At 55.1% G+C, this 21,306-nt stretch carries 31 protein-coding genes; 12 read left to right on the top strand and 19 right to left on the bottom strand.

Translation table 11 applies throughout. The features are described 5' to 3' along the window. Window positions 1-43: 43 nt before the first annotated feature. The 14 genes from MMW58_RS07785 to MMW58_RS07725 all read right to left on the bottom strand — a co-directional run bounded on the left by MMW58_RS07785 (window position 44) and on the right by MMW58_RS07725 (window position 8,457). Window positions 44-1,519, bottom strand: coding sequence for a terminase (locus MMW58_RS07785; protein WP_241723055.1), 1,476 nt, complete (start codon window positions 1,517-1,519; stop codon window positions 44-46). After that, entirely contained in the window at window positions 1,516-2,106 is a 591-nt protein-coding gene (locus MMW58_RS07780) for a terminase small subunit (RefSeq protein ID WP_241723054.1), read from the bottom strand. The genes MMW58_RS07785 and MMW58_RS07780 overlap by 4 nt, the downstream gene beginning before the upstream one ends. A 77-nt stretch (window positions 2,107-2,183) precedes the next feature. Beyond that, window positions 2,184-2,441, bottom strand: a complete 258-nt coding sequence (locus MMW58_RS07775; protein ID WP_241723053.1) for a lF-82 — start codon at window positions 2,439-2,441, stop codon at window positions 2,184-2,186. 70 nt (window positions 2,442-2,511) lie between these two features. Beyond that, on the bottom strand, window positions 2,512-2,850 hold the full coding sequence (locus tag MMW58_RS07770) for a hypothetical protein (protein ID WP_241723052.1): 339 nt from the start codon (window positions 2,848-2,850) through the stop codon (window positions 2,512-2,514). Further along, window positions 2,847-3,047: a hypothetical protein gene (locus MMW58_RS07765; protein WP_241723051.1), complete on the bottom strand. Its 201-nt coding sequence runs from the start codon at window positions 3,045-3,047 to the stop codon at window positions 2,847-2,849. The genes MMW58_RS07770 and MMW58_RS07765 overlap by 4 nt, the downstream gene beginning before the upstream one ends. Next, the gene (locus MMW58_RS07760; protein ID WP_241723050.1) at window positions 3,047-4,045 is read right to left on the bottom strand and encodes a hypothetical protein; all 999 of its coding nucleotides are present in this window, start codon (window positions 4,043-4,045) and stop codon (window positions 3,047-3,049) included. Before MMW58_RS07760 ends, MMW58_RS07765 begins: the two co-directional genes overlap by 1 nt. Then, window positions 4,042-4,332, bottom strand: coding sequence for an ASCH domain-containing protein (locus MMW58_RS07755; RefSeq protein WP_241723049.1), 291 nt, complete (start codon window positions 4,330-4,332; stop codon window positions 4,042-4,044). The genes MMW58_RS07760 and MMW58_RS07755 overlap by 4 nt, the downstream gene beginning before the upstream one ends. After that, window positions 4,332-5,012 (bottom strand): hypothetical protein, encoded by a 681-nt coding sequence (locus MMW58_RS07750; RefSeq protein WP_241723048.1) that lies wholly within the window; start codon window positions 5,010-5,012, stop codon window positions 4,332-4,334. Before MMW58_RS07750 ends, MMW58_RS07755 begins: the two co-directional genes overlap by 1 nt. Further along, a complete protein-coding gene (locus MMW58_RS30285; protein ID WP_371822980.1) occupies window positions 5,002-5,208 on the bottom strand; it encodes a Lar family restriction alleviation protein in 207 nt (68 codons plus the stop codon). Before MMW58_RS30285 ends, MMW58_RS07750 begins: the two co-directional genes overlap by 11 nt. Next, on the bottom strand, window positions 5,205-5,414 hold the full coding sequence (locus tag MMW58_RS07745; protein ID WP_241723047.1) for a hypothetical protein: 210 nt from the start codon (window positions 5,412-5,414) through the stop codon (window positions 5,205-5,207). The genes MMW58_RS30285 and MMW58_RS07745 overlap by 4 nt, the downstream gene beginning before the upstream one ends. After that, window positions 5,411-5,824, bottom strand: coding sequence for a hypothetical protein (locus MMW58_RS07740; RefSeq protein WP_241723046.1), 414 nt, complete (start codon window positions 5,822-5,824; stop codon window positions 5,411-5,413). Before MMW58_RS07740 ends, MMW58_RS07745 begins: the two co-directional genes overlap by 4 nt. A gap of 795 nt (window positions 5,825-6,619) precedes the next feature. Beyond that, complete coding sequence (locus MMW58_RS07735; protein WP_241723045.1) at window positions 6,620-6,973, bottom strand: DUF1064 domain-containing protein; 354 nt, start codon at window positions 6,971-6,973, stop codon at window positions 6,620-6,622. 123 nt (window positions 6,974-7,096) lie between these two features. Next, window positions 7,097-7,837 (bottom strand): DNA replication domain protein, encoded by a 741-nt coding sequence (locus tag MMW58_RS07730; RefSeq protein WP_241723044.1) that lies wholly within the window; start codon window positions 7,835-7,837, stop codon window positions 7,097-7,099. Further along, the gene (locus MMW58_RS07725; RefSeq protein ID WP_241723043.1) at window positions 7,837-8,457 is read right to left on the bottom strand and encodes an ASCH domain-containing protein; all 621 of its coding nucleotides are present in this window, start codon (window positions 8,455-8,457) and stop codon (window positions 7,837-7,839) included. The genes MMW58_RS07730 and MMW58_RS07725 overlap by 1 nt, the downstream gene beginning before the upstream one ends. A gap of 71 nt (window positions 8,458-8,528) precedes the next feature. On the opposite strand from MMW58_RS07725, the gene MMW58_RS30280 reads away from it, so the two are divergent. Beyond that, a complete protein-coding gene (locus tag MMW58_RS30280) occupies window positions 8,529-8,726 on the top strand; it encodes a hypothetical protein (RefSeq protein ID WP_371822979.1) in 198 nt (65 codons plus the stop codon). A gap of 76 nt (window positions 8,727-8,802) precedes the next feature. Here MMW58_RS30280 and MMW58_RS07715 read toward each other — a convergent pair whose 3' ends face one another. Beyond that, complete coding sequence (locus MMW58_RS07715; protein ID WP_241723041.1) at window positions 8,803-9,033, bottom strand: hypothetical protein; 231 nt, start codon at window positions 9,031-9,033, stop codon at window positions 8,803-8,805. Window positions 9,034-9,188: 155 nt separating this feature from the next. On the opposite strand from MMW58_RS07715, the gene MMW58_RS07710 reads away from it, so the two are divergent. The 10 genes from MMW58_RS07710 (at window position 9,189) to MMW58_RS07665 (ending at window position 14,951) form a co-directional block, all read left to right on the top strand. Beyond that, window positions 9,189-9,776 (top strand): helix-turn-helix domain-containing protein, encoded by a 588-nt coding sequence (locus tag MMW58_RS07710; RefSeq protein WP_241723040.1) that lies wholly within the window; start codon window positions 9,189-9,191, stop codon window positions 9,774-9,776. A gap of 156 nt (window positions 9,777-9,932) precedes the next feature. Next, the gene (locus tag MMW58_RS07705; protein ID WP_237186576.1) at window positions 9,933-10,082 is read left to right on the top strand and encodes a hypothetical protein; all 150 of its coding nucleotides are present in this window, start codon (window positions 9,933-9,935) and stop codon (window positions 10,080-10,082) included. Beyond that, window positions 10,079-11,287 (top strand): hypothetical protein, encoded by a 1,209-nt coding sequence (locus MMW58_RS07700; protein WP_241723039.1) that lies wholly within the window; start codon window positions 10,079-10,081, stop codon window positions 11,285-11,287. Before MMW58_RS07705 ends, MMW58_RS07700 begins: the two co-directional genes overlap by 4 nt. Before the next feature lie 7 nt (window positions 11,288-11,294). Next, window positions 11,295-11,597, top strand: coding sequence for a hypothetical protein (locus tag MMW58_RS07695; protein WP_241723038.1), 303 nt, complete (start codon window positions 11,295-11,297; stop codon window positions 11,595-11,597). Next, window positions 11,594-12,415 (top strand): PD-(D/E)XK nuclease-like domain-containing protein, encoded by an 822-nt coding sequence (locus tag MMW58_RS07690; RefSeq protein WP_241723037.1) that lies wholly within the window; start codon window positions 11,594-11,596, stop codon window positions 12,413-12,415. Before MMW58_RS07695 ends, MMW58_RS07690 begins: the two co-directional genes overlap by 4 nt. Then, entirely contained in the window at window positions 12,412-13,365 is a 954-nt protein-coding gene (locus tag MMW58_RS07685) for a RecT family recombinase (protein WP_241723036.1), read from the top strand. The genes MMW58_RS07690 and MMW58_RS07685 overlap by 4 nt, the downstream gene beginning before the upstream one ends. A 46-nt stretch (window positions 13,366-13,411) precedes the next feature. Beyond that, window positions 13,412-13,660 carry a helix-turn-helix transcriptional regulator gene (locus tag MMW58_RS07680; protein ID WP_241723035.1) on the top strand — a complete coding sequence of 83 codons (249 nt, stop codon included), beginning with the start codon at window positions 13,412-13,414 and terminating at the stop codon, window positions 13,658-13,660. A 109-nt stretch (window positions 13,661-13,769) separates the two neighbouring features. Next, window positions 13,770-14,063, top strand: a complete 294-nt coding sequence (locus MMW58_RS07675; protein WP_241723701.1) for a PerC family transcriptional regulator — start codon at window positions 13,770-13,772, stop codon at window positions 14,061-14,063. Further along, window positions 14,056-14,649, top strand: coding sequence for an MT-A70 family methyltransferase (locus MMW58_RS07670; protein WP_241723034.1), 594 nt, complete (start codon window positions 14,056-14,058; stop codon window positions 14,647-14,649). The genes MMW58_RS07675 and MMW58_RS07670 overlap by 8 nt, the downstream gene beginning before the upstream one ends. Beyond that, entirely contained in the window at window positions 14,646-14,951 is a 306-nt protein-coding gene (locus tag MMW58_RS07665; protein ID WP_241723793.1) for a nucleotide exchange factor GrpE, read from the top strand. The genes MMW58_RS07670 and MMW58_RS07665 overlap by 4 nt, the downstream gene beginning before the upstream one ends. Before the next feature lie 17 nt (window positions 14,952-14,968). Here MMW58_RS07665 and MMW58_RS07660 read toward each other — a convergent pair whose 3' ends face one another. The 3 genes from MMW58_RS07660 to guaB form a co-directional block, all read right to left on the bottom strand. Next, window positions 14,969-16,219, bottom strand: coding sequence for a tyrosine-type recombinase/integrase (locus MMW58_RS07660; protein ID WP_241723033.1), 1,251 nt, complete (start codon window positions 16,217-16,219; stop codon window positions 14,969-14,971). A 192-nt stretch (window positions 16,220-16,411) separates the two neighbouring features. Then, entirely contained in the window at window positions 16,412-17,989 is a 1,578-nt protein-coding gene (gene guaA / locus MMW58_RS07655) for a glutamine-hydrolyzing GMP synthase (protein ID WP_241723032.1), read from the bottom strand. A 65-nt stretch (window positions 17,990-18,054) separates the two neighbouring features. After that, entirely contained in the window at window positions 18,055-19,521 is a 1,467-nt protein-coding gene (gene guaB / locus MMW58_RS07650) for an IMP dehydrogenase (RefSeq protein WP_041146702.1), read from the bottom strand. Window positions 19,522-19,679: 158 nt separating this feature from the next. Between guaB and xseA the strand changes: the two genes are divergently transcribed. Next, a complete protein-coding gene (xseA, locus tag MMW58_RS07645) occupies window positions 19,680-21,050 on the top strand; it encodes an exodeoxyribonuclease VII large subunit (protein ID WP_241723031.1) in 1,371 nt (456 codons plus the stop codon). On the opposite strand, the gene MMW58_RS07640 is transcribed toward xseA, so the two are convergent. Continuing rightward, window positions 21,051-21,284: a zinc ribbon domain-containing protein gene (locus MMW58_RS07640; RefSeq protein WP_133601186.1), complete on the bottom strand. Its 234-nt coding sequence runs from the start codon at window positions 21,282-21,284 to the stop codon at window positions 21,051-21,053. Window positions 21,285-21,306: the final 22 nt, after the last annotated feature.

The following is a 21,306-nucleotide window of genomic DNA, read 5'->3' as shown; positions in this document are numbered from 1 at the left end:
TATAGTTACATGTCACAATCAGCCCGCCGATGCGCGGGCTTTTTTACGCCCACGGGTCGTAATCGCTGATCACGTTAGGCTGCTTGCCGCCCGCCATCGGGAAATCTGAGCGCTTCGTCACCGGGTATGCGAACGTAAGAAGCAGAGCATCGCCCTTGCCAGGCGACCGGCCCAGCCGTTCTTTGATATCTTCCTTCGGCTCCATGACTATCTTACCGTCCACTCTCACCTTGTACTCTGCCGCTGACAGGTCGTCAGACGTCTCCTGGTCGTCCAGCGCACCGCCGAGCTTCAGCCACGTTTTGCAGGAGTTGAACATCTCGCCGCGCTTGTTCAGCATCTGCGGATCAGACGATGCCCCTCCAAACGGCACAAGTTGCCAGGTACGACCCCAGCCGTCGCCGATGGACTTCAGGCCGGTACCGTAGCCGAAGTCGATAAACACGGCGTCGGCCTGGTACTGGTCCTCAAAGTCGGCGATGCGCTTCGCCATTATCAGGTCGTCGGTGGTCTTATTGCCGGTCCAGAGCACTTTGCTGTGCAGCCCCTGGCGGAAGTAGATCACCGCGTCATCCGCGCCGGAGTACGCCGGGTCGACGCCGATAATGCGCGGGGCGTGTGAAACCTGCGCTTCTGTCACAATGCGCTTCATGGCTTCGTCGGTCAGTCCGGTAGGGATGAACTGCAGCTCCGACGCATCCGGGAATATCCCGCGAACGCGGACCTTCACGAAGTCGCTATCCTCGCCGTAGTCGTCCACCCACTTCTGCAGCTGCTGCTTATTGGTGCCTTCCACGGTGCGGGAATCAATCTGCGCGCACTTCCAGCGGTGTTTGTATTTGCGGAAACACTCACGGAAACGCCCTGTGTTACGCGTCGGGTTACCGAATGCCACCCAGATAATCTCTGTATCCTCGTCCGTCAGCGCCCCCTCGGCAACCTCCCACACCAGATCTGCAATGTTGGATGCTTCGTCGAATACGACGATGATACGCTTGCGCTCGTTGTGCAGCCCGGCGAACGCTTCTGTGTTGTGCTCAGACCAGGGGATAGCGTCAGCGCGCCAGCGTTTATCGTGGCCCTGATCGTTGCTGTACATCGCGGTTGCGGTGCAGGTGAACCAGTCTTTCGTGATAGCCAGATTCGACCATTTGATGATTTCCGGCCAGGTCTTCGTGCGCAGCTGGTTGTCGGTGTTGGCGGTCACCACCACCTTGCAATCCTCGCAGGTGGACATGCCCCAGTTGATAAGAATTGAGATGAACGCGGATTTGCCTATGCCGTGCCCGGATGCACGGGCTATCATGATTGGCTGATAACGAGTAGCGGGGTTTTGCAGGTGATCTCCTATCTCTCTGAAGCCATCAGCCTGCCATTTACGCGGACCTGATGCATGCGCCAGCTCTGTGCCATCCTCCCCCCACGGGAACGCGTAATGCGCATAGCCCAGCGGGTCATGAGTGAAACTGGCAATGTCGTCGATCAGTTGTTCTTCCGGTGACATGGCTGCGGCTGTCATTCTTCACCACCAGCCTGTTCTTTGACGCGGCGCCGCGCGGCGGCCATGCGGTCGGCGATAGTGACGTTCACGTTAACTTCCATGCGCTCTTTGAACGCCATGACGTCGACGTGCTTACCAATCAGCTCGAGGTTCTTCACCTTGTCCGGCCATTTAACTTTTTGCAGCGTTGACTCGATATCATCGTCGCCATCCTTGCCTGCCATGCGGATTCTGTTGATATCCATTGCGCTGAGTGATGTACGCCACACCTTAGGCCACTGGCTGACCGGCTTTAGTCCCCCCTCATCATCGAGAATGTCGATCACATCCATCTGGTCGATTTCCACCAGGCGCAGCAGCACATAGTCAGCGCTGACGCGCAGGCGCTTGTTGCGCTCTTCCATCAGTTCAGCTATTCGTTTCTGAATGCGCTCATCGCGCATCATCACGCTGGCTTTGACGTGGGCCGTCTTATGCGAAAATCCTGCGTTAATCGCCGCCTGAGTCTGATTTTCAGGGCACTTGGTGTATTCCTGCGCGTAAGCCTCCTGCATCGCTGTAAGAGGCTTGTACTGCGTAGATTTGCGTTTGGGGTCCTTTGGCATGGTAATACTCCGAGATTTTATTACCGATGTGGTAATACTATCACGCAAAACAAAGCCGCCATAGTCGGCGGCCACTGTCAAAACAGTTTAAATTCTTCTTCGAAGTCGCGCCCGCTTCCTGATAACTGGTTGTACAGAACGACATACTCCACGCAATCAGATAGCCCCATTGGTTTTTCAAACTCCAGCCAGAAGCAACCGCTGTACGCCTTGCCAAACCAGTAACCTCCGCCGTACTCCTTTCCGCGCTGAATCATCATCCACCGGCCATCTGGCACGCTTTCGATAAAATCCCCGCGGTAAACGACTGTATAATTCAGGTCCTTGCCACCCATGATCCGCACCTCATAAATACTGTATATAATTACAGTAATTCATGAGGAGATGGTTTGCAATCGTGACATGTCACACCGTCAATTTTGTTTCATGCCACCCAAGAGTGGCCCAACATTGAGAATCACCAGCGCACGGACATGATGTCACTGGAAGTTGATCGCCGCACTTCCCGCATCGGCGCTTGCTGATCGATTTGATCTTGCCACGAACCCGCGCATCATCCTGACGGATAAGCAACGCGATGTACTCAGCCATTTCATACGGCGCACGACCCGGGCGCCGGGCGGCGCAGTTCCGCGCCAGCATCTCCTGTTCCTGCCCGTCAAACACCAGCTCAAGCTTGCGCTCACCGGCGGCGGACTGCCGCGCGCGCTGCGCGGCTTTGCGTTCTGCGGGGGATTTACTCACCTTTTAGCCTCCCGCTTCATCTTTGCGAATGGGTTGTTCGAGGAGTCGATATCCTCCTGAATTACCTTGCCGTGTCCGTGGCAGAGCTCGCAGGAACGCAGCAGGCCGTAACAAACCGGGCATTTCTCGAATGGGCCAAACTGACGCTTCCACTTAAGCAGTGCTGCACGCTTGCTAATTTCTTCGATTGTGAGCATCACTTTGCCTCCTGCGGGGCGGCTGCGAGAACGCGGCGAACGGCTTCGAAGGCCGGCGCCACAAATTCAGCATCCTCAGCGCAAACAGCATCGAGGTTATTCAGCGTATCACCCATGAATTCCATCGCGGACAGTGCTTTGAGTAGAGCGTCGCGGATGGCATCCGGAATTACCGGAGAGTTGCCAGCCAACTCAGCGCAGATTCTGGCTGTAGCTTTGCACCCTGAGCATTCGCAATCTGGTCGATATCCGTGGTCAATTGGGCTTGGCGCTGGATAAACAACGTCTTGCGCCGGAGAACCGCTGCTTTGCTCCGGGTGGAGTCCAGAATGCGCCGGAGAGTTCCCAGCCTTCAGGTCCTGCATATTTCCGTTACTCCTGCAGTTATTCGATTCTCCTGCACTTTTTGGGTTCTCCTGCAGCATGGCGGCGCGGCAGGCGTTCTGCACATTACGGTCATAGTCGGCTGTTACCCACCCGTGATGCCACATGAAAGCGCAGTAAGCTGCTACGTCTCTCGGGTCACCTTTTTCGATATGTTCCCAGAGTGATTGCAGGCAGTCGTCATACCAATCGCTTTTCATCCAGTCTGTTGAGCGGCCATACTTCTGCTCGGCCTTGTACAACTTATCAGCCAGTGCGCTTGCGAACCGCAAAACTAAATCGGCAGTTTCAGGATTCAACCCCTCCAGCACTACCGGCGCTGGCTGCGCGTGGCGATAGAGCGGGTAATCTCCCTCAGGAACCTTCATCGCGGCATCACTATGCACAAAGCCAAACTGAGTGCCGAATTTCTTGCCACTGTAGCTCATTGCTCTAACACTGAGTGTTCCCACCGGCTCGCTGTCCATTGCAGCCTTGCGGCGTTCCTGTAGCTCTTTAGCCATCAGATAATACGCATCAACTCGCAGAAACATTGCGGTGCCATTTTCGTGGCTATCGATGAGCATCTGAATTTCTTTATCAGTCGCCTGCTCTCTGGTTAATTTGCTGGTCATTGGTTGGCTCCATCTATATTCACCTTGATGGCGAATACCTTCACAGGCTGGTCGCCGAAATGTTTGTGTGTGATGGTTTTGATTTCGAATCCGTCATACGGGATATCAATGCGGCGGTCGTGGTCGTCTGCTCGCGGGTAGCCCCGCGTTATAATCAGGCGGTCATAATCGCGCCCAAAGATTCGGCGCCCCCAATACGGATTAACCAGGCGGTACTCTTCTGTTTTCTCGCCTCGCTTCATTGCATCGAAATACTCACCGTTAACTGCAAGCTGAAGGTTAGCCATCACTCAGCCTCCCACTTGATGCCCATCTCATGCAGATATTCGTCAGCATCCTCCACAAACTGACCGCCGGCGCCGTAGTAGCGGTGAGTCACAATGTCGATGGTTGCCAACGGATCGGCCTTCAGAATCTGAATGAGATAATTCTCAAGCTGACCTACCGGGTGTTTGATAACTGGCACCTTACCCGGATGGCGTACAACCAAAAATTGATTGCCTTCTTCCCGGACCTCATCAGGCTTCACAGTGACGGTGCGGGACTCCCCATCCAGCGGCGGCAGGTCTGGTGTATTCACGCCAAACAGCGCCGCCAGTGCGCGATAGTTCTGCTCGCTGTGATAGCGGCCTTTGCAGCGGACCAGTTTTTCGGCTGCTGCGTTGATGGCCTGCGCCTTCTCCAGCGTCTCTACCAGCGCGAGGATGTTGGCGGGCGTTGCTATGCGGAAATACTGTTCAGCAAGCCCGTGATGCTCCCCGATGCCATAAAACTGAATTCCCAGCGCAACACCGTCGATGTTGCAATAATCGCGCTCAGCATCAACGCTACCTTCGCCACCGCAAACCGGGCACTCAAGGTATCCGTCTTCATCTCGGACTTCCTGAGCTGTATCCAGGTTAAGCGCGGTCGCTTTTTCTGCTGCCGCTTTCATGGCCGGCGCCAGTTCGGTGATATCAGTTGTCATGCTTGGACTCCACGCGCTTATTCCAGGCTCGAATAGCCATTTCAATTTTGGTGCTACCTACCATCTGTGCGGATTGCGCGCCGCATGAGTGGCAGCGAACAATCGCAGAACGGTACTCGCAATCGTCTTCGTCCTGTGCGAAGGCCTCAACGTCCCTGCTCCCACAGAACGGGCATGGTTTTAGCTGGTTGCTCATTTGGCCCTCTCGCGCAGCAAAATTGAAGTCGATTCCACTACAAAGCGGGATGGCGACCAATCGCAATAGGTGTCAGTTTCGGTGTGTCCAAACATGGCCTTGCAGCGCCGGAGATGGCGGCAGTTACCGCAAGTGTTGCCAGCCGGGAGCTTCATCTTGTCCGGGTCTGCTGGGTCGTAGTTCAGCGTTTTTTGGTTGTCGCTCATTCTGATGCTCCCTGGCGCAGCAATTCTGCGTATTCAGATGCCGCTCTGCTTGCTTTGGCTTTCCAGCTGCCTGCGATGGTGTCGTCTTTGATCGCCTCCTCAGCAAACATCAGCGCGAACATCTCCACCCCATCAGCCTTAATCCCGGCATAGATGCGATCGGTGGCGGGGGTTTCGTCCAGCAAATCAGTCAACGCCTCAAACTCTGACGGCTCGACAACATATTTCAATTCGTCGCCGTTAAGCTCACACTCTTCCGCTGTCCTGTTTACTGCACTAATTGCAGCCTTCAGCCCCACATTCTCCGCAGCCAGCTGCCGCAGATGGTCCTGCAGGTCTACGCCAGCCGGACAGCCAGTAATCTCCCGGCACTTCTCGATAGTCGCCAGTGCTGCTGTTAATTCGCTCATGCCATCACCCATTTGATCGCCAGATAAAGCGCATACAGGACAGGAGAAATCACTATCCACCCAATGATGTTTGCCACTGTCACGAACAGCAGCAGAGACCGCCGGCTGTAATTCACGAAATCGAAATCCATACTTACCCCCGCTTACCCGTTTAACTTATTTATTAAATTGATATCTATGCAGATCGTCGATTTAGAACTCTTTCCGACATCAGCGACTCATAGAACTTTTGCCATTCACTGCGCCCGAAGTTGGCCTTTGAGTTACAACTGGAGCAAAGGCAAATCAGGTTCTGCTGTCGGCAGTCTTGTTTGTCGTAATTGATGTGATGTGTGGTTAGCCTTTCGTCAGCTCCATCACACCCAGGGTTCTGACAGACAAACCCATCACGCTCGATCACCTTCTTGCTCGTTTCTCTGAAGTCCCATGGATATGGCAAGCGTGATAATCCACCAGACCAATTAGGGTTACCGTCGCCCTTCATCAGAGATGATCTCATTGCGTTGGAGCACGACTTAGAGCAACACTTCATGCGCTTCGCATGGCTTCTGAAAACAGAGAACGGAGATCCGCAAACGCAGCATGATTTCGTTTCCCGCTGTGGCTCTCGGTTAACCGTCTTTCCTCTCTGTGAGATGCCAACGCACTGAAGCGAGCAAAAACGCGAGGAAGAATTGACCCGCTTAACCAGGTATTGCTTGCCACATACGGCGCAAACCTTTTCGATTTTCCCGCCTTTCCAGTTCGGATTTTTGTCACCGGATACAATCAATCCAGCAGCATTGGTCTTCGCGCTCATAGCTCCTCAACCTCCCAACCACCGCCGAGCTTTTTTGGTTTTGGATAAGCAACCTGAAAGACGAACGGATAGCTGTCTTCCGCAACCTTCATCTTGACTCTCGCATCGTCAGTAAAGACCGCCTTACTGCCCTTAACGTCCACCATCACCAGCCGCCCATCAGCCAACATCACGGCAAAATCGACAGTCAGGAAACAGTTGTCCGCCAGCCGCAGCTTGATGCCTTCGAACCGGTACCAGGCGATTTCCCCGTAGCGCTTGCGCAGCTCAAGGTGCTGGCAGTAAGCCGCCTCGGTCTTGTTCATCTGCCCGGTTTTCAGCCTCCCCAGGGCCTGAAGTGACTTACGCATAATTTACCTCTCAGGTAATTAAAATACACATACGAATTAAATTCAATAGAAATGAGCATATTTTGTTACCTTTTTGGTAATACTGAAAGGCAAAAAAAATGCCACTCCGGATCTGACTGGTGATCACCCCCTGAATCCTGGCGGGATCTGGTCGTCTGGCTGGGAAGTCGCGTTCACGTCCCGCCTTCCGGCGCCATCCTTCAGTTCGTACAGCCCTCGCCACCCTTTCGCCATGCACTGCTTCACGATCTGCATCTGCCTCTCATGATTTCCGCCTGAAAGATTAATCAGCTCGGTTATTGCCGCCCCCTCGCTTCGCTCTGTCGGCGCGTACGCTTTGAACCTGCATTCCCGCCGGTAGGCTTTCCACTCTTCCCAGGCTGCCGCGTTCAGTTGTTCAGGGTACGGGTACTGTTTCACCTTTTTTCTTTCCCGCGGGGGATTAGGGGGATCTATATCTTTTATATCTTCTCTTCTCTTCTCTTCTCTGGTCCGCATTTTGTCCGCTTCCGGTGCGGACGTTTTGCGGACGTTTCTTTTCCTGTCAGCATCCTGCGCCCGGCGCTTTGCAGACTGCCCGTTATGGGCGTCAAAGCGAGGCATGACAAGGCTTTCGCCATCTTCTTCAAGCCATCCAACTGACATCATCGCCCGGGAGAATCCAGGAAATCCGATCATGTCGTCGAGAGTTTCCGCGCTGTAACCGTCAAGAAATCCGTCAACAGAATGGACATCAAAAAGACACCATGCGGAATGTAGTCCGCCAACTATCCGAAGTCTGTCCGCTTTCAATGCGGACGCCATACGGACAACTTTCGGATGCGTATGCAGGTCCGCGCGCATCTTGATCCAGTCACCGGCCATCAATCACCTCCGCAATTGACTACCTTAAATTCGATCACCCAAACCCAGTTGTTGGCTTTCCAGCTTTCCTCGCCGTAGATGGATTCCCATAACTGTGCGAAGTTGTCATATGGTGTCCAAACCTCTCCGCCACTATCCGGGTCAGAGTATGTCGGCCGCCACCCGGTAAGCTCCATGCCTTCAGCTTGAGCATCCTCTTCGCTGATAGAGTTCAACCGCTCGACACGCACGTCGGTGATTTCAAGCAGAATGCGGCTGGCCCAGCGCGGCATGTGGATGGATGGTCTCCACCGCCCGCCATCCGGCCAGTCCTCTGGCGTTGTTGCGCGGTATGCCATATCTTGGCTGCGCTGGTCGATGTTGTAGCGAGCCCACGTCTCGCGCACCCAGATGCGCTCTCCGATTGCACCGAACGGGCAAATTAAAGCAGAATAGGGCTGTGTCGCATTCGGCAACCACCAGTCGTGGGTATGCCTGGGGATGCAAGGATTCTTTGCTAGCTGGACGCTCCAACTTCCACCTTCCCGCTGATTTTTTATGATCCGCCGCGTCTGCGTCTTCCGACCATCCAAGAGCGCCCGCACCATCTCAGCGTTAAAAATCATTCCGCGTTCTTTCATGCTGCCTCCCGGGCCTTTCGTGTAGCTTTTAATTTTTCCGAGCGCAGTTGAGCCTGGCGCCGGGCGCGTTCGTGGTTGCACTGGACGCACTGACCGCTGAGCGTGTAGCGCTCGCTGTCATGTCCATGAATGCATTTTTTGCCGGTGTAGAAGCGAGTGAGGCCAAAATCAAGAGCCTCTCGTTGGGTAATTCGTTTCATTGGCTGCCCTCTTTGGCGTTTATCTTTGGTAATTTTGCACCAAGACACAAAAAGATCAACCACAAATGAATAATTGTTACCATTGAGGTGTGAATAGATATGCTTTAGCCGCCAGACGGCGGCAGAGGAGATAAATAGGAGGGATTCAGGAGTAGAAAAATACAGCCAGTTCTGTTTTATTTTTAATCCACTGACGGGACTTACAGGCTTTAAAAAGCCCATCCATCAAACGCTTACCTGGCATTTTACGCTTACCGGTCAGGTGCGTCTGAATGTAGTGGCTCGTCGTCCCGGCGTCAGTTGCGAATGCGATGCGTTCGTCCGGAGTCAGATCAAGCCAGTGCTGTTTGAAATCGAACTTAATTTCTTCGCTCATAACTATTGCCTGATATTCATTTCAGATAATCAATATTCACCCAAAAGGTAACAAAAAGCAAGTATTGTTACCTTTGAGGTTCATTTACCTGTGAGGTAAAATCGCTTTAAATTTAATGACTAACTTATTCACAAAGAGAGAAATTTTTACCTGACATGAAAAGCATCCATGACATTCGTCGCGAAAATCTCCAGGACGTAATCAATACCGAGTTCGGTGGAGTCCAGTCGCGTTTGTCTGAGCGTATGGAAATTCAGTCCAACCTGGTTAACCGCTGGGTGAATGGTAAAAAACCTATCGGCGATGCCTCTGCGCGCAAAATTGAGCAGGCGGCCCGGCACCAGACAAACTGGCTCGACGTCGATCACAAACTTTCCACTCTTGAAGCAGCTGAAGATGATGTTGCCTTTGGCGATGTCCGCGAGCTCGTCGTGTACAACCTCAAGCAGTGGATGCGGAACAGCCAGGAGCTTTCATCTCAGCAGCGCCTGGCGGATGCCTGCGGCGTTAGTCAGCCGACCATTAACCGCATTCTACGCAATGAGGTATCCGCCAACGTTGCGCACCTCGAGGCGATTGCGACGGCATTCGGGCGCAAAGCCTATGAGCTGCTGATCCCCCAGGATGGCCGGGCTGCGATTAAATATGACCATGAGCGCTTCGCATTGTTACCGCAGGGCGAGAAAGAGAAGATCGAAAGTTTCATTGATTTCGTGGTGGAACAGCACAGCAAGAATAAGTAACAAACACCTTACAATTCAGTAATTAAGCCGCCATTGCGCGGCTTTTTTATTGCCCCACCTATTACCTCACGGGTAATTTTTCAATGTCATATCTATTGACACCAAATCTTATATGAATAATTATTACCCCATCGGTAACAAGAAAAGGTAACGATTATGCAGTGGCAGATCATCAACGGTTGGTACTGCGTCACCGCATGCGGGCTGATGAGTTGGAAGTTTCGCTCACTGCATGAGGCGTTCGACTGGGCATACGTCAATAAATTGGCGGTGAAAACGGAAATGGGTATGGGGGTGAGCAAGTGAGTGAATTAGCAATCATCGAAATCGCGCCGGACATGGCGCCAAGCATTTACGTTGAAAACGGGCTGGATAAGTTTCTTGAGCAGATTCGAGAAGGCGTTAACGAGGTTCCTGACCTGAGTACCGCAAAAGGCCGAGCCCGTATCGCGTCTCTGGCGGCGCAGGTATCTCGGAGCAAAACAGCGGTTGAAAAGCCAGGCCGTGATTACCTGAAGCGCCTGAAAGAGCAGCCAAAGGTGGTTGAAGCCGAGCTGCGCCGATTCGTAACCGAATGCGATCAGATGCGTGATGAAGTTCGCCGCCCTCTTACCGAGTGGGAAGACACGGAAAAGGCACGCACCGAAGCACTGCAACAGCGTCTTGTTGGATTGCGCGCACTGGCTGAAGTGATCGACGCTACCGGAAACTACCTACCATCCTCTGATATTAAGGCGCGCATTCAGGAGGCTAAATCCGTGGTGCTGGATGACAGTTGGCAGGAACGCGCAGCAGAGGCTGGAGTTGCTAAAGACTCGACCATTCAGCAGTTAGAAGTATCTTTGGCGTTAGCACAAAAACGCGAGCATGAAGCCGCCGAACTGGAACGCCTTCGTAAAGAGGCAGAAGAAAAATCACGTCTTGAGCGTGAAGAGACTATCCGCCGGGAAGCGGCAGACCAAGCCAGGCGTGATACGGAAGAGCAAGTTCAGCGCGAACGTCAGCAGCATCAAGATGCGCTGAGTGAAATTAGTGGAATTCAACAGCAGGTGATTATAGCGCATTCAGGACGCTTAGGCGTTCGCCAGGGCGGAACAATTAAATGCATTAAAGACACTTTGGCTGAAACAGAGGCTTGGCCTATTGATGAAAGATTTGGATCGCTGATTAGTGCTGCTGAAAACGCCAAGCAGCAAGCTATTCAGCAAATAAAGCAGTTGCTTGTTTCTGCTGAAACCACCGAAAGGCAGCAGGCTGAAGCTCAGAAAGCCCAGGAAGAAGCCGACCGCATCCGCCGTGAAGCCGAAGAGAAAGAGTCAACCCGCCTGGCTGAGCAAAAGCGCATTGCAGAAGAAGAAGCGCGCCGCGCTACTGATGTTGAGCATCGCCGCAGCATCAATGCAGCAGCGGTTCAGGCTCTTATCGACCAGGGGATCCCTGATGACTGGGCAAAAGCCTGTGTCGTCGCTATCGCTCGCGGGAAAGTTCCGGCGACAACCATCAAATACTGAGGTGGTTATGAACATTCAGCAATTCAACAACCTGAAAAAAATCGTCGCTCAGTTCGGCGGTGATTACCAGATGTCGTCGAATTTGTACGACCGCCACGTTGAGCTGATTGATGCAGTCAGCGGCGCCGACCTGGATGAGACGTTCGAGCGAGCACTGCTGCGCGCCGGCGTCCGTAAAGAGATCCTGGATGCAGCGCGCGAAAGCTGCGAGTTCGAAGAGGTCATGTCGACATTCCAGCGCGAGCTGACCGGTATCGTCGCCCGCCTGGACCTGGCCGACAGGATCGACAGCGCGAGGACAGCGGCATGAATCCAGGCATCTATCACGACATCAGCAACGAGGATTACCACGCCGGCGACGGCGTGAGTAAGTCGCAGCTCGACCTGCTGGCTAAAAATCCAGCCCTGCTGAAGTGGATTAAGGCGGCGCCAGAGGACGAAGAGAAAAAGTCCGCGCTGGATATGGGAACCGCCCTGCACTGCCTGCTTCTGGAGCCGGAAGAATTCGATAAGCGATTCATCGTGGCTCCACAGTTCAATCGCCGCACCACCGCCGGAAAAGAGGATGAAATTGCATTTCTTAATGACGTCGCTGGCATGGGCATGACGGTGATGGACGCTGAACAGGGTAGGAAACTTCAGTTGATGCGCGATAGCGCAATGGCACACCCGGCGGCGAGATGGATGCTGGAGGCGCCAGGCCACTGTGAAACGTCAATGTACTGGACCGACGACGAGACCGGCGAACTGTGCCGCATCCGCCCGGATAAATGGCTCAACGAGCACAACGTGATCGTCGACGTGAAGAAAATCGCCGACATGGATCGATTCGCCCGGCACATCGAGGAATTTCGGTACCACGTGCAGAACGCTATGTACTGCGAAGGCGCGCAAAAAGTTACCGGTGAAGTGCATGGGTTCTTTTTCCTGGCAGTCAGCGAAAGCATCGACTGCGGCCGCTACCCGGTACGCGTGTTCGAACTGGACGCGCCAGATGTTGATACCGGAATGGTGTTGTTCCGCCGGGATCTGAATACCTATCACCAGTGCCGCCTTACCGATGAATGGGGCGGCGTAGAAATTATTAAACGCCCTGAGTGGGCACGCAAACAGGATCTGTACGTATGAGCAACGACATCGCAATCACATCGCAGCCAGGCGCAACCGTAGGCACCGCCGCGGCAATCTTCAGTCCGGAAGGCATCAACCAGTTAGTGCGCTTTGCTGAGTTGATGGCTCAGAGCCGGGTTACGGTACCGGCGCATCTTACAGGAAAGCCTGCTGACTGTATGGCAGTAGCAATGCAGGCTGCACAGTGGGGGATGAATCCCTTCGCTGTAGCGCAAAAAACTCACGTCATTAACGGCGCGCTGGGTTACGAAGCGCAACTGGTAAACGCAGCCATTACCGCAATGGCTCCAACAAAGGATCGCGTTCACTTTGAATGGTTCGGGCCATGGGAAAATGTGATCGGAAAGTTCATCGAAAAAACAAACGACAAAGGGAAAAAGTATCTGGCAGCTGGATGGTCAGCAACGGATGAAAAAGGTTGCGGGGTAAAGGTCTGGGCAACTCTGAAAGGCGAAAGTGAGCCTCGTGTACTGGACCTATTACTTACCCAGGCCCAGGTTCGTAACTCAACTTTATGGGGAAGCGATCCAAAGCAACAACTGGCATATCTGGGTGTTAAGCGCTGGGCCCGCCTGTATTGCCCTGACGTAATTCTCGGCGTTTACACCCCTGATGAGCTGCAGGAAACCGCGCCGCGCGTTGAACGCGACATCACGCCGCCGGCCAGCACTGCGGCAGGCATGAACAGCCTGATCAATGCGAAGCCTGAAAAGCCGCAGGAAGAGAAGCACGCTACGCGGTCGCAGGAAGAGATGCTTGCCAGTTTTACCGATGCCGCCGGCAACGCGGAAAGCGTGGAAACACTGGATCTCATCTTTAACGGCGGGACCTGGCCGGACGGTAAAAAACGCCCGGGGGCATGCGATGCGCTCTCGGATAAATGGCTCGAAATGGCTACCGACGTTTATAACATCCGCCGCGATGAATTGACCGAAGTCCCGATGTAATCACCACCGCGGCGCCCGGCGCCGCACCGTAACACGAGAGGTATCTATGAAAGGTGCATTAGGTAGAAAAAAACTGCTGTCGGTGGTGCCGTTATCGATGAGCACTATCGATCGCATGGAGAAAAACGGGGAATTCCCGAAGCGTTGGTACATCACAGATAAGCGCTGCGTCTGGACTCAGGAAGAAGTGGAGAAGTGGCTAGACGAGCGGCGCGCGGCCAGCCCGGAAGAGTTCGGCGGAAAAAAGCCGCCCGTCGATCAGCGCCAGTATCGACCGGTGAGTAATGCCGCATGACGGCGATGGCGCGCCACTGGGCCAGGTGGTCAGGTTGGTATTGGTGCCTGGCCGCCATATCCGCCTGGCTGTTTCTGCTGGCGGTCATATTTCGAGAGGGTTGGATAAGATGAACCGGGCTGAAAAATATCACGCGCAGTACGCTCCGCAGCGCAGAGCATCAAAGGTAATAGCCGTTACGCCGGCGGCTCTGGAAGTCGAACAACGAGCTATAGATCGGGAAAACAAAGGACAGTACCGCCTGGCGGCGCGTCTTTGGCTTGAATGCATGGATGTTGCAATGGGTGAAGTGGAGCGCGCTCGCATCGCAGTGCGCAGAGATCAGTGTATTGGTCACGGTAATGGCCTGCGCCGCGGCGATTACGCCGGTATCTGCGCAAAATCAGGGGTGGTTTATGACTAAATACACCCTGATTTATGCCGATCCTCCTTGGGTCTTTCGCGACAAGGCCGCCGACGGGAACCGCGGCGCCGGGTTCAAATATCCAGTGATGAATTACCTGGATATCTGCCGACTGCCGGTGTGGGAACTGGCTGCAGATAACTGCCTGCTGGCAATGTGGTGGGTGCCGACCCAGCCGGTCGAGGCGCTAAAGGTGATGGAGTCGTGGGGCTTTCGACTGATGACAATGAAAGGTTTTACGTGGCATAAGTGCGGCCGCCGGCAGACGGATAAATTGGTGCTGGGTATGGGGCATATGACCCGGGCGAACAGCGAGGATTGCCTTTTTGCTGTGAAAGGTAACCTGCCTCCCCGGCTTAATGCCGGCATCGTCCAGTCGTTTACCGCGCCGCGACTGGAGCATTCACGCAAACCGGATATTGTGCGAGAAAAACTGGTGCAACTGCTGGGTGACGTGCCGCGCATTGAGCTCTTCGCCCGCCAGTCGTCGCATGGATTCGACGTATGGGGTAACCAGTGCGCATCGTCGGCGGTCGAGCTCCTGCCGGGCTGCGCAATTCCGGTTGTCAGAACGGAGGCTGCGTGAATATTTCAGAAGAGGCATCCCTGATACGCCAACTCGAAGAGGCCCGAGCGGTTATTAACCAACGGAACGGAGAAATTCTCCGGCTGCAGCGGGAGTCCGAACGCTATCGAGAGCAACGGGATTCGGCAAATGCGATGGTTCAGTTTCTGCAAGATTTGTTTGAGAACGGCGTAGCGCTACAGCCGAATCAATCGGTCATCGTGCTGAACCATGCCTATGAGCATCTTAGGATATGCGATTATTGCCACAAAACGCATGATGACAGGCTGGCATGCCCATCTATCAAAAATGCACAAAGATGAGCCGCCTGACGGCGGCTTTATTTTCCTTCCATCCATCTCTCAAACTCCGATGGGGAGAACGGCACCAGATCGTAATGCTCACCTGCTATCCACGCATCTATCATATCCGCCCACTGCTGCAGCATGTAGGCGCGCTGGCGGGAATACTCGGCCTTGTTGTAAACCGCACGTACGCCCTTCTGCTCATGCGCCAGCGCCTTTTCTATCCAGTCTGATGGGAAACCTGCTTCATGCAGCAGCGTGCTCGCTGTGCGGCGCAGGTCATGCACTGTGAGCGGTTGCAGGCTCTCTCCTGCATCAGCTGCGGCGGCGACTGAGCGATCGATAACTGAGTTAAGAGCCGCATTCGATAGCGGCTTACTGGTGCTGTAACGCCCGGGAAGCAGATAATCACTGCCGCCGGCGCACATCTGCAGGCCGACCATCAAATCCTGGGCCTGCTGCGGCAGATAGATAACGTGTGACCGGCTTCCCTTCATTCTTTCGGCTGGTATCGTCCAGGTGCCTTTACTGAAATCTACCTCCTTCCAGATCGCCTGTGTGAACTCACTTTTCCTGACCATAGTGATCAGTATCAGCTTAACGGCCAACTTCAGCGTGGGTAACGTGCTGACGGTATCGATAGTGCGGAACAGTACGCCGATTTCTTCCGGCTGCAGGCAGCGGTCACGCGGTTTAAACGTAGCGATAGCGCTGGGCTTTATATCTGCCGCCGGATTAAACAGTCCATGCCCGCGGTCATTGGCGTACCGATATACGCTGCTGATTATCTCTCTGACCTGAATCGCCGTCGCCCGGCCGCCGCGCTCAACTATCCTGTCGCACAGGTCGCGTATCATCCGCGTGGTAATCTCGACCATCATTTTGTTTCCGAGGGCCGGGAGAATATCCCTGTCGATCACGGCCCGCTTCATTGCTCTGGTGCTCTCAGCCAGAACGGCATGCTTCATGTAGCTGTCGGTATGTACCGCGAACGTCTCCGCGCCGGCGATCTTCCTGATACCGTCACGCTTGGCCGCAGCAGGCGACTGGCCTGACTTCAGCAGCTTTTTAGCGGTAGTGAGTTCCTCGCGCGCTTCGGCCAGGGATATACCGTCACGGCCATACTGCCCAATGACCAGCGTTTCCCGGCGCCCGTTGATCCGGTAGTCGTAGCGAAACGAGATGCTGCCTGATGTGAGCACCGCAACATACAGACCGTCACGATCTGAAACCTTGTAGAGTTTGTCCTGAGGCTTGAGGTTTTTTAATTTGGTATCGGTAAGCACTTTTCACCCATAACGCGGATATGTTTTTGACGGTATGAGAATATACCTTTCAGGTAATACCGTCACATATACCGGCTAAAAAAGTGAGATAGAGTGAATAGATTTGGTGTGATATAAAGAAAAACCCTCTGCAATTACAGAGGGTTAGGGAAGTATTTGAGTAGATATGATTAGCTATGAACTAGCTGTAAATCATTCCCACTCGATCGTCGCCGGCGGCTTGCCGCTGATGTCATAGACTACGCGGGAAATACCGTTCACTTCGTTGATGATGCGGTTGGAGACGCGGCCGAGGAAGTCGTACGGCAGGTGCGCCCAGTGGGCGGTCATAAAGTCGATGGTTTCTACCGCACGCAGGGAAACAACCCAGTCGTATTTACGGCCATCGCCCATCACGCCGACGGAACGAACCGGCAGGAACACGGTGAACGCCTGGCTAACCTTGTTGTACAGGTCGGCTTTGTGCAGCTCTTCGATGAAGATAGCGTCCGCGCGACGCAGCAGGTCGCAGTACTCTTTCTTCACTTCGCCCAGCACGCGTACGCCGAGGCCCGGACCCGGGAACGGGTGACGGTACAGCATGTCGTACGGCAGGCCCAGCTCGAGGCCGATTTTACGCACTTCGTCTTTGAACAGCTCTTTCAGCGGTTCAACGAGGCCCATCTTCATCTCTTTCGGCAGGCCGCCCACGTTGTGGTGAGATTTGATAACGTGCGCTTTACCGGTCGCGGAGGCCGCGGACTCGATCACGTCAGGGTAGATAGTCCCCTGCGCCAGCCACTTCACGTCTTCCAGCTTCAGCGCTTCTTCGTCAAATAGCTCAACGAACACGCGGCCGATAATTTTACGTTTCGCTTCCGGGTCGTTCTCACCGGCCAGCGCGGCGAGGAAACGATCTTCCGCGGAAACGTGGATGATGTTCAGGCCGAAGCGGTCGCCAAACATGTCCATCACCTGCTCGGCTTCGTTCAGGCGCAGCAGGCCGTTATCAACGAACACGCAGGTCAGGTTTTTGCCAATCGCCCGATGCAGCAGCATAGCGGTAACGGAAGAGTCGACGCCGCCGGACAGGCCGAGGATCACTTTGTCGTCGCCAACCTGCTGACGGATGCGCTCAATGGCATCATCAATAATCTTAGCCGGCGTCCACAGCGCTTCACACTGGCAGATATCGCGCACGAAGCGGTCCAGCATACGCAGGCCCTGGCGGGTGTGGGTCACTTCCGGGTGGAACTGCACGCCGTAGAAGCGTTTTTCTTCGTTAGCCATAATGGCGAACGGACAGGTCTCGGTGCTGGCAACGGTCACGAAGTCAGACGGGATGGCGGTCACTTTATCGCCATGGCTCATCCAGACGTCGAGCAGAGGCTTGCCGTCGGCGCTGAGCGAATCTTCAATCCCGCGGATCAGCGCGCTGTCGGTTTGTACTTCAACCTGCGCGTAGCCGAACTCACGCTCGCTGGAAGCCTCAACGTGGCCGCCCAGCTGCATTGCCATGGTCTGCATGCCGTAGCACACGCCAAAGACCGGCACGCCGGCTTCGAAAACGTATTCCGGCGCGCGCGGGCTGTTATCTTCAGTGGTGCTTTCCGGGCCGCCGGAAAGAATGATGCCGCTTGGGTTGAATTCACGGATCTGAGCTTCAGTCACGTCCCAGGCCCACAGTTCGCAGTAAACGCCTAATTCACGTACGCGACGCGCAACCAGCTGAGTGTACTGAGAACCGAAGTCGAGGATAAGAATGCGATGTTTATGAATGTTGTCCGTCATTGACGTTTATTCCAGAGCAGTAGCAATTAAATAAAATCGCCCGGCGCATGGCCGGGCGATGAAAATCAGGAGCCCATGCGGTAGTTCGGGGATTCCTTGGTGATCGTCACGTCGTGAACGTGGCTTTCCTGGATGCCTGCACCGCTGATACGCACGAATTCCGCTTTGGTACGCAGGGTGTCGATGGTACCACAGCCGGTCAGACCCATACAGGAACGCAGGCCGCCCATCTGCTGGTGAATGATCTCTTTCAGGCGGCCTTTGTAGGCTACGCGGCCTTCGATACCTTCCGGTACCAGTTTGTCAGCCGCGTTATCGCTCTGGAAGTAGCGGTCGGAGGAACCTTTGGACATCGCGCCCAGGGAGCCCATACCGCGGTAGGATTTGTATGAACGGCCCTGGTAAAGCTCAATTTCGCCCGGGGACTCTTCGGTACCCGCCAGCATCGAGCCCACCATTACCGCAGCAGCGCCCGCGGCAATCGCTTTCGCGATATCGCCGGAGAAGCGGATGCCGCCGTCGGCGATAACCGGGATCCCGGTGCCTTCCAGCGCTTCGACCGCGTCAGAAACGGCGGTAATCTGCGGAACGCCTACGCCGGTAACGATACGCGTGGTGCAGATAGAGCCAGGACCAATCCCGACCTTCACCGCGCTCACGCCGGCTTCAGCCAGCGCGCGTGCGCCGGCGCCGGTCGCCACGTTGCCGCCGATGATTTGCAGGTTCGGATATTTTGCCCGCGTTTCGCGAATGCGCTGCAGAACGCCTTCAGAGTGGCCGTGGGAGGAGTCGATCAGCAGAACGTCAACGCCTGCGGCAACCAGCGCATCAACGCGATCTTCGTTACCGGCACCGGCGCCAACCGCCGCGCCTACGCGCAAACGACCGTGCTCATCTTTACAGGCGTTCGGTTTACGTTCTGCTTTCTGGAAATCTTTAACGGTAATCATGCCGATCAGGTGGAAGCTCTCGTCCACTACCAGCGCTTTCTCAACGCGCTTCTCGTGCATTTTAGCAAACACGACTTCGCGGGTTTCGCCTTCACGCACGGTCACCAGACGCTCTTTCGGAGTCATATAAACGCTAACGGCCTGGTTCATGTCGGTAACGAAGCGCACGTCGCGGCCGGTGATGATCCCGACCAGCTCGTTATCTTCGGTAACCACCGGATAGCCGGCGAAACCGTTGCGCGCGGTCAGCTCTTTCACTTCGCGAAGGGTGGTGGTTGGCAGTACGGTCTGCGGGTCAGACACCACGCCGGACTCATGTTTCTTCACGCGGCGAACTTCTTCCGCCTGGCGCTCGATGGACATGTTTTTATGAATAAAGCCGATGCCGCCTTCCTGTGCGAGGGCAATTGCCAGACGCGCTTCCGTCACGGTATCCATAGCCGCAGAGAGCATAGGAATATTCAGACGAATTGTTTTCGTCAGCTGAGTGCTGAGATCGGCGGTATTCGGCAGAACGGTAGAATGAGCGGGAACGAGGAGAACGTCGTCAAACGTCAGAGCTTCTTTAGCGATACGTAGCATGGGCAATATCTCGACCAGGGTGGATAAATATTGCCGTGGCATTATACAGAGCGTAACCGATTGCATCTACCCTTTTTTGCAAATAATACTTGCTATCGCCTCCCGGCAGGTTACTATCGACTGATTAACCTGCTGATTTAAAGTTTGATCTTGCTCACATGTTACCATCTCAATCCCCCGCAATTTTTACGGTCAGCCGCCTAAACCAGACGGTTCGCCTGCTGCTGGAACAGGAAATGGGCCAGGTTTGGATCAGCGGCGAGATCTCTAATTTCAGCCAGCCCTCTTCCGGTCACTGGTACTTCACCTTAAAAGACGATAACGCCCAGGTGCGCTGTGCGATGTTCCGCAACAGCAACCGCCGCGTCACCTTCCGCCCGCAGCACGGGCAGCAGGTGCTGGTGCGCGCCAATATCACGCTCTACGAGCCGCGCGGCGACTATCAGATCATCGTCGAAAGCATGCAGCCCGCCGGTGAAGGGCTGCTGCAGCAGAAGTACGAACAGCTGAAAGCGCAGCTGGCGGCAGAAGGTCTGTTCGACCAGCAGCACAAGCAGCCGCTCCCCTCCCCGGCCCACTGCGTGGGGGTCATTACCTCTAAAACCGGCGCCGCGCTGCACGATATTTTGCAGGTCCTCAAACGCCGCGATCCCTCTCTGCCGGTGATTATTTATCCGACGGCAGTGCAGGGTGATGACGCGCCGGGGCAGATCGTACGCGCCATCGCGTTAGCCAACCAGCGCCGGGAGTGCGACGTGCTGATCGTCGGCCGCGGCGGCGGTTCGCTGGAAGATCTGTGGAGCTTTAACGATGAGCGGGTGGCACGGGCGATTTTTGCCAGCCGCATTCCGGTCGTCAGCGCCGTCGGCCATGAAACCGACGTGACGATTGCCGATTTTGTCGCCGACCTGCGGGCGCCTACGCCCTCTGCGGCGGCCGAGATCGTCAGCCGCAACCAGCAGGAGCTGCTGCGCCAGCTGCAGTCCGGGCAGCAGCGTCTGGAAATGGCGATGGACTACTTCCTCGCTAACCGCCATCGCCGGTTTACCCAGCTTTTCCACCGCCTGCAGCAGCAGCATCCGCAGCTGCGCTTAGTGCGCCAGCAGACGGCGCTTGAGCGGCTGCGCCAGCGGATGCGTCTGGCGCTTGATACGCAGATGAAGCGCGCCGATCAGCGCCAGCAGCGCGCCCTTCAGCGCCTGAACGCGCACAATCCGCAGCCGCGTATTCATCGCGGCCAGTCGCGTATCCAGCAGCTGGAGTATCGTCTCGCCGAGAGCATCCGCGCGCGACTGAGCGAACAGCGCGAGCGTTTCGGCAATACGGTAACCCATCTCGAAGCCGTCAGCCCGCTGGCGACCCTCGCCCGCGGCTATAGCGTCACCTCCGCCAGCGACGGCAGCGTCCTGAAGCAAACGAAGCAGGTGAAGGCGGGCGATCTGCTGACCACCCGCTTAAACGACGGCTGGGTCGAAAGCGAAGTGAAGGCGATCGCGCCGGTCAAAAAAGCGCGCGCTAAGAAGAAATAGCTACGCCTGGTCAGGCAGCGCGAACTCAACGCGCTTCTTCGAAATCAACCCGTGCCCGTGCTGGCAAAAATAATCGATCGCTCCGCAGGCTTTTAAGACCTCCAGCGGTTGGTGGCAATCCGGGCAGCGGGCCTGCAGAGTAAACTCTTTTTCGCAGCTCGCGCAGCGCGCGCTGCCGGCCTGCACCTCCAGCGGCGCGTGGCAGAGAGGGCAATCAGGTTGCTCAGGTTGCATAGTCATTCCTTACGATGTTTTA

This window comes from Klebsiella sp. HC6 (assembly GCF_022605325.1).
In the GTDB taxonomy this organism is placed as follows: Bacteria; Pseudomonadota; Gammaproteobacteria; order Enterobacterales; family Enterobacteriaceae; genus Klebsiella; species Klebsiella terrigena.
The sequence above is the reverse complement of the archived record's forward strand: the minus strand, read 5'-3'. Positions and strand labels throughout refer to the sequence as shown.

Coding starts and splice junctions, on each gene's coding strand:
- guaB (WP_041146702.1), bottom strand. CDS start 19,521: ATGCTACGTATCGCTAAAGAAGCTCTGACGTTTGACGACGTTCTCCTC.
- MMW58_RS07675 (WP_241723701.1), top strand. CDS start 13,770: ATGAACCGGGCTGAAAAATATCACGCGCAGTACGCTCCGCAGCGCAGA.
- MMW58_RS07685 (WP_241723036.1), top strand. CDS start 12,412: ATGAGCAACGACATCGCAATCACATCGCAGCCAGGCGCAACCGTAGGC.
- MMW58_RS07745 (WP_241723047.1), bottom strand. CDS start 5,414: ATGAGCGACAACCAAAAAACGCTGAACTACGACCCAGCAGACCCGGAC.
- MMW58_RS07710 (WP_241723040.1), top strand. CDS start 9,189: ATGAAAAGCATCCATGACATTCGTCGCGAAAATCTCCAGGACGTAATC.
- MMW58_RS07725 (WP_241723043.1), bottom strand. CDS start 8,457: ATGAAAGAACGCGGAATGATTTTTAACGCTGAGATGGTGCGGGCGCTC.
- MMW58_RS07740 (WP_241723046.1), bottom strand. CDS start 5,824: ATGAGCGAATTAACAGCAGCACTGGCGACTATCGAGAAGTGCCGGGAG.
- MMW58_RS07785 (WP_241723055.1), bottom strand. CDS start 1,519: ATGACAGCCGCAGCCATGTCACCGGAAGAACAACTGATCGACGACATT.
- MMW58_RS07760 (WP_241723050.1), bottom strand. CDS start 4,045: ATGACCAGCAAATTAACCAGAGAGCAGGCGACTGATAAAGAAATTCAG.
- MMW58_RS07705 (WP_237186576.1), top strand. CDS start 9,933: ATGCAGTGGCAGATCATCAACGGTTGGTACTGCGTCACCGCATGCGGG.
- MMW58_RS07695 (WP_241723038.1), top strand. CDS start 11,295: ATGAACATTCAGCAATTCAACAACCTGAAAAAAATCGTCGCTCAGTTC.
- MMW58_RS07755 (WP_241723049.1), bottom strand. CDS start 4,332: ATGGCTAACCTTCAGCTTGCAGTTAACGGTGAGTATTTCGATGCAATG.
- xseA (WP_241723031.1), top strand. CDS start 19,680: ATGTTACCATCTCAATCCCCCGCAATTTTTACGGTCAGCCGCCTAAAC.
- MMW58_RS07765 (WP_241723051.1), bottom strand. CDS start 3,047: ATGCTCACAATCGAAGAAATTAGCAAGCGTGCAGCACTGCTTAAGTGG.
- MMW58_RS07690 (WP_241723037.1), top strand. CDS start 11,594: ATGAATCCAGGCATCTATCACGACATCAGCAACGAGGATTACCACGCC.
- MMW58_RS30285 (WP_371822980.1), bottom strand. CDS start 5,208: ATGAGCAACCAGCTAAAACCATGCCCGTTCTGTGGGAGCAGGGACGTT.
- MMW58_RS07780 (WP_241723054.1), bottom strand. CDS start 2,106: ATGCCAAAGGACCCCAAACGCAAATCTACGCAGTACAAGCCTCTTACA.
- MMW58_RS07750 (WP_241723048.1), bottom strand. CDS start 5,012: ATGACAACTGATATCACCGAACTGGCGCCGGCCATGAAAGCGGCAGCA.
- MMW58_RS07735 (WP_241723045.1), bottom strand. CDS start 6,973: ATGCGTAAGTCACTTCAGGCCCTGGGGAGGCTGAAAACCGGGCAGATG.
- MMW58_RS07680 (WP_241723035.1), top strand. CDS start 13,412: ATGAAAGGTGCATTAGGTAGAAAAAAACTGCTGTCGGTGGTGCCGTTA.
- guaA (WP_241723032.1), bottom strand. CDS start 17,989: ATGACGGACAACATTCATAAACATCGCATTCTTATCCTCGACTTCGGT.
- MMW58_RS07730 (WP_241723044.1), bottom strand. CDS start 7,837: ATGGCCGGTGACTGGATCAAGATGCGCGCGGACCTGCATACGCATCCG.
- MMW58_RS07715 (WP_241723041.1), bottom strand. CDS start 9,033: ATGAGCGAAGAAATTAAGTTCGATTTCAAACAGCACTGGCTTGATCTG.
- MMW58_RS07670 (WP_241723034.1), top strand. CDS start 14,056: ATGACTAAATACACCCTGATTTATGCCGATCCTCCTTGGGTCTTTCGC.
- MMW58_RS07640 (WP_133601186.1), bottom strand. CDS start 21,284: ATGCAACCTGAGCAACCTGATTGCCCTCTCTGCCACGCGCCGCTGGAG.
- MMW58_RS07775 (WP_241723053.1), bottom strand. CDS start 2,441: ATGGGTGGCAAGGACCTGAATTATACAGTCGTTTACCGCGGGGATTTT.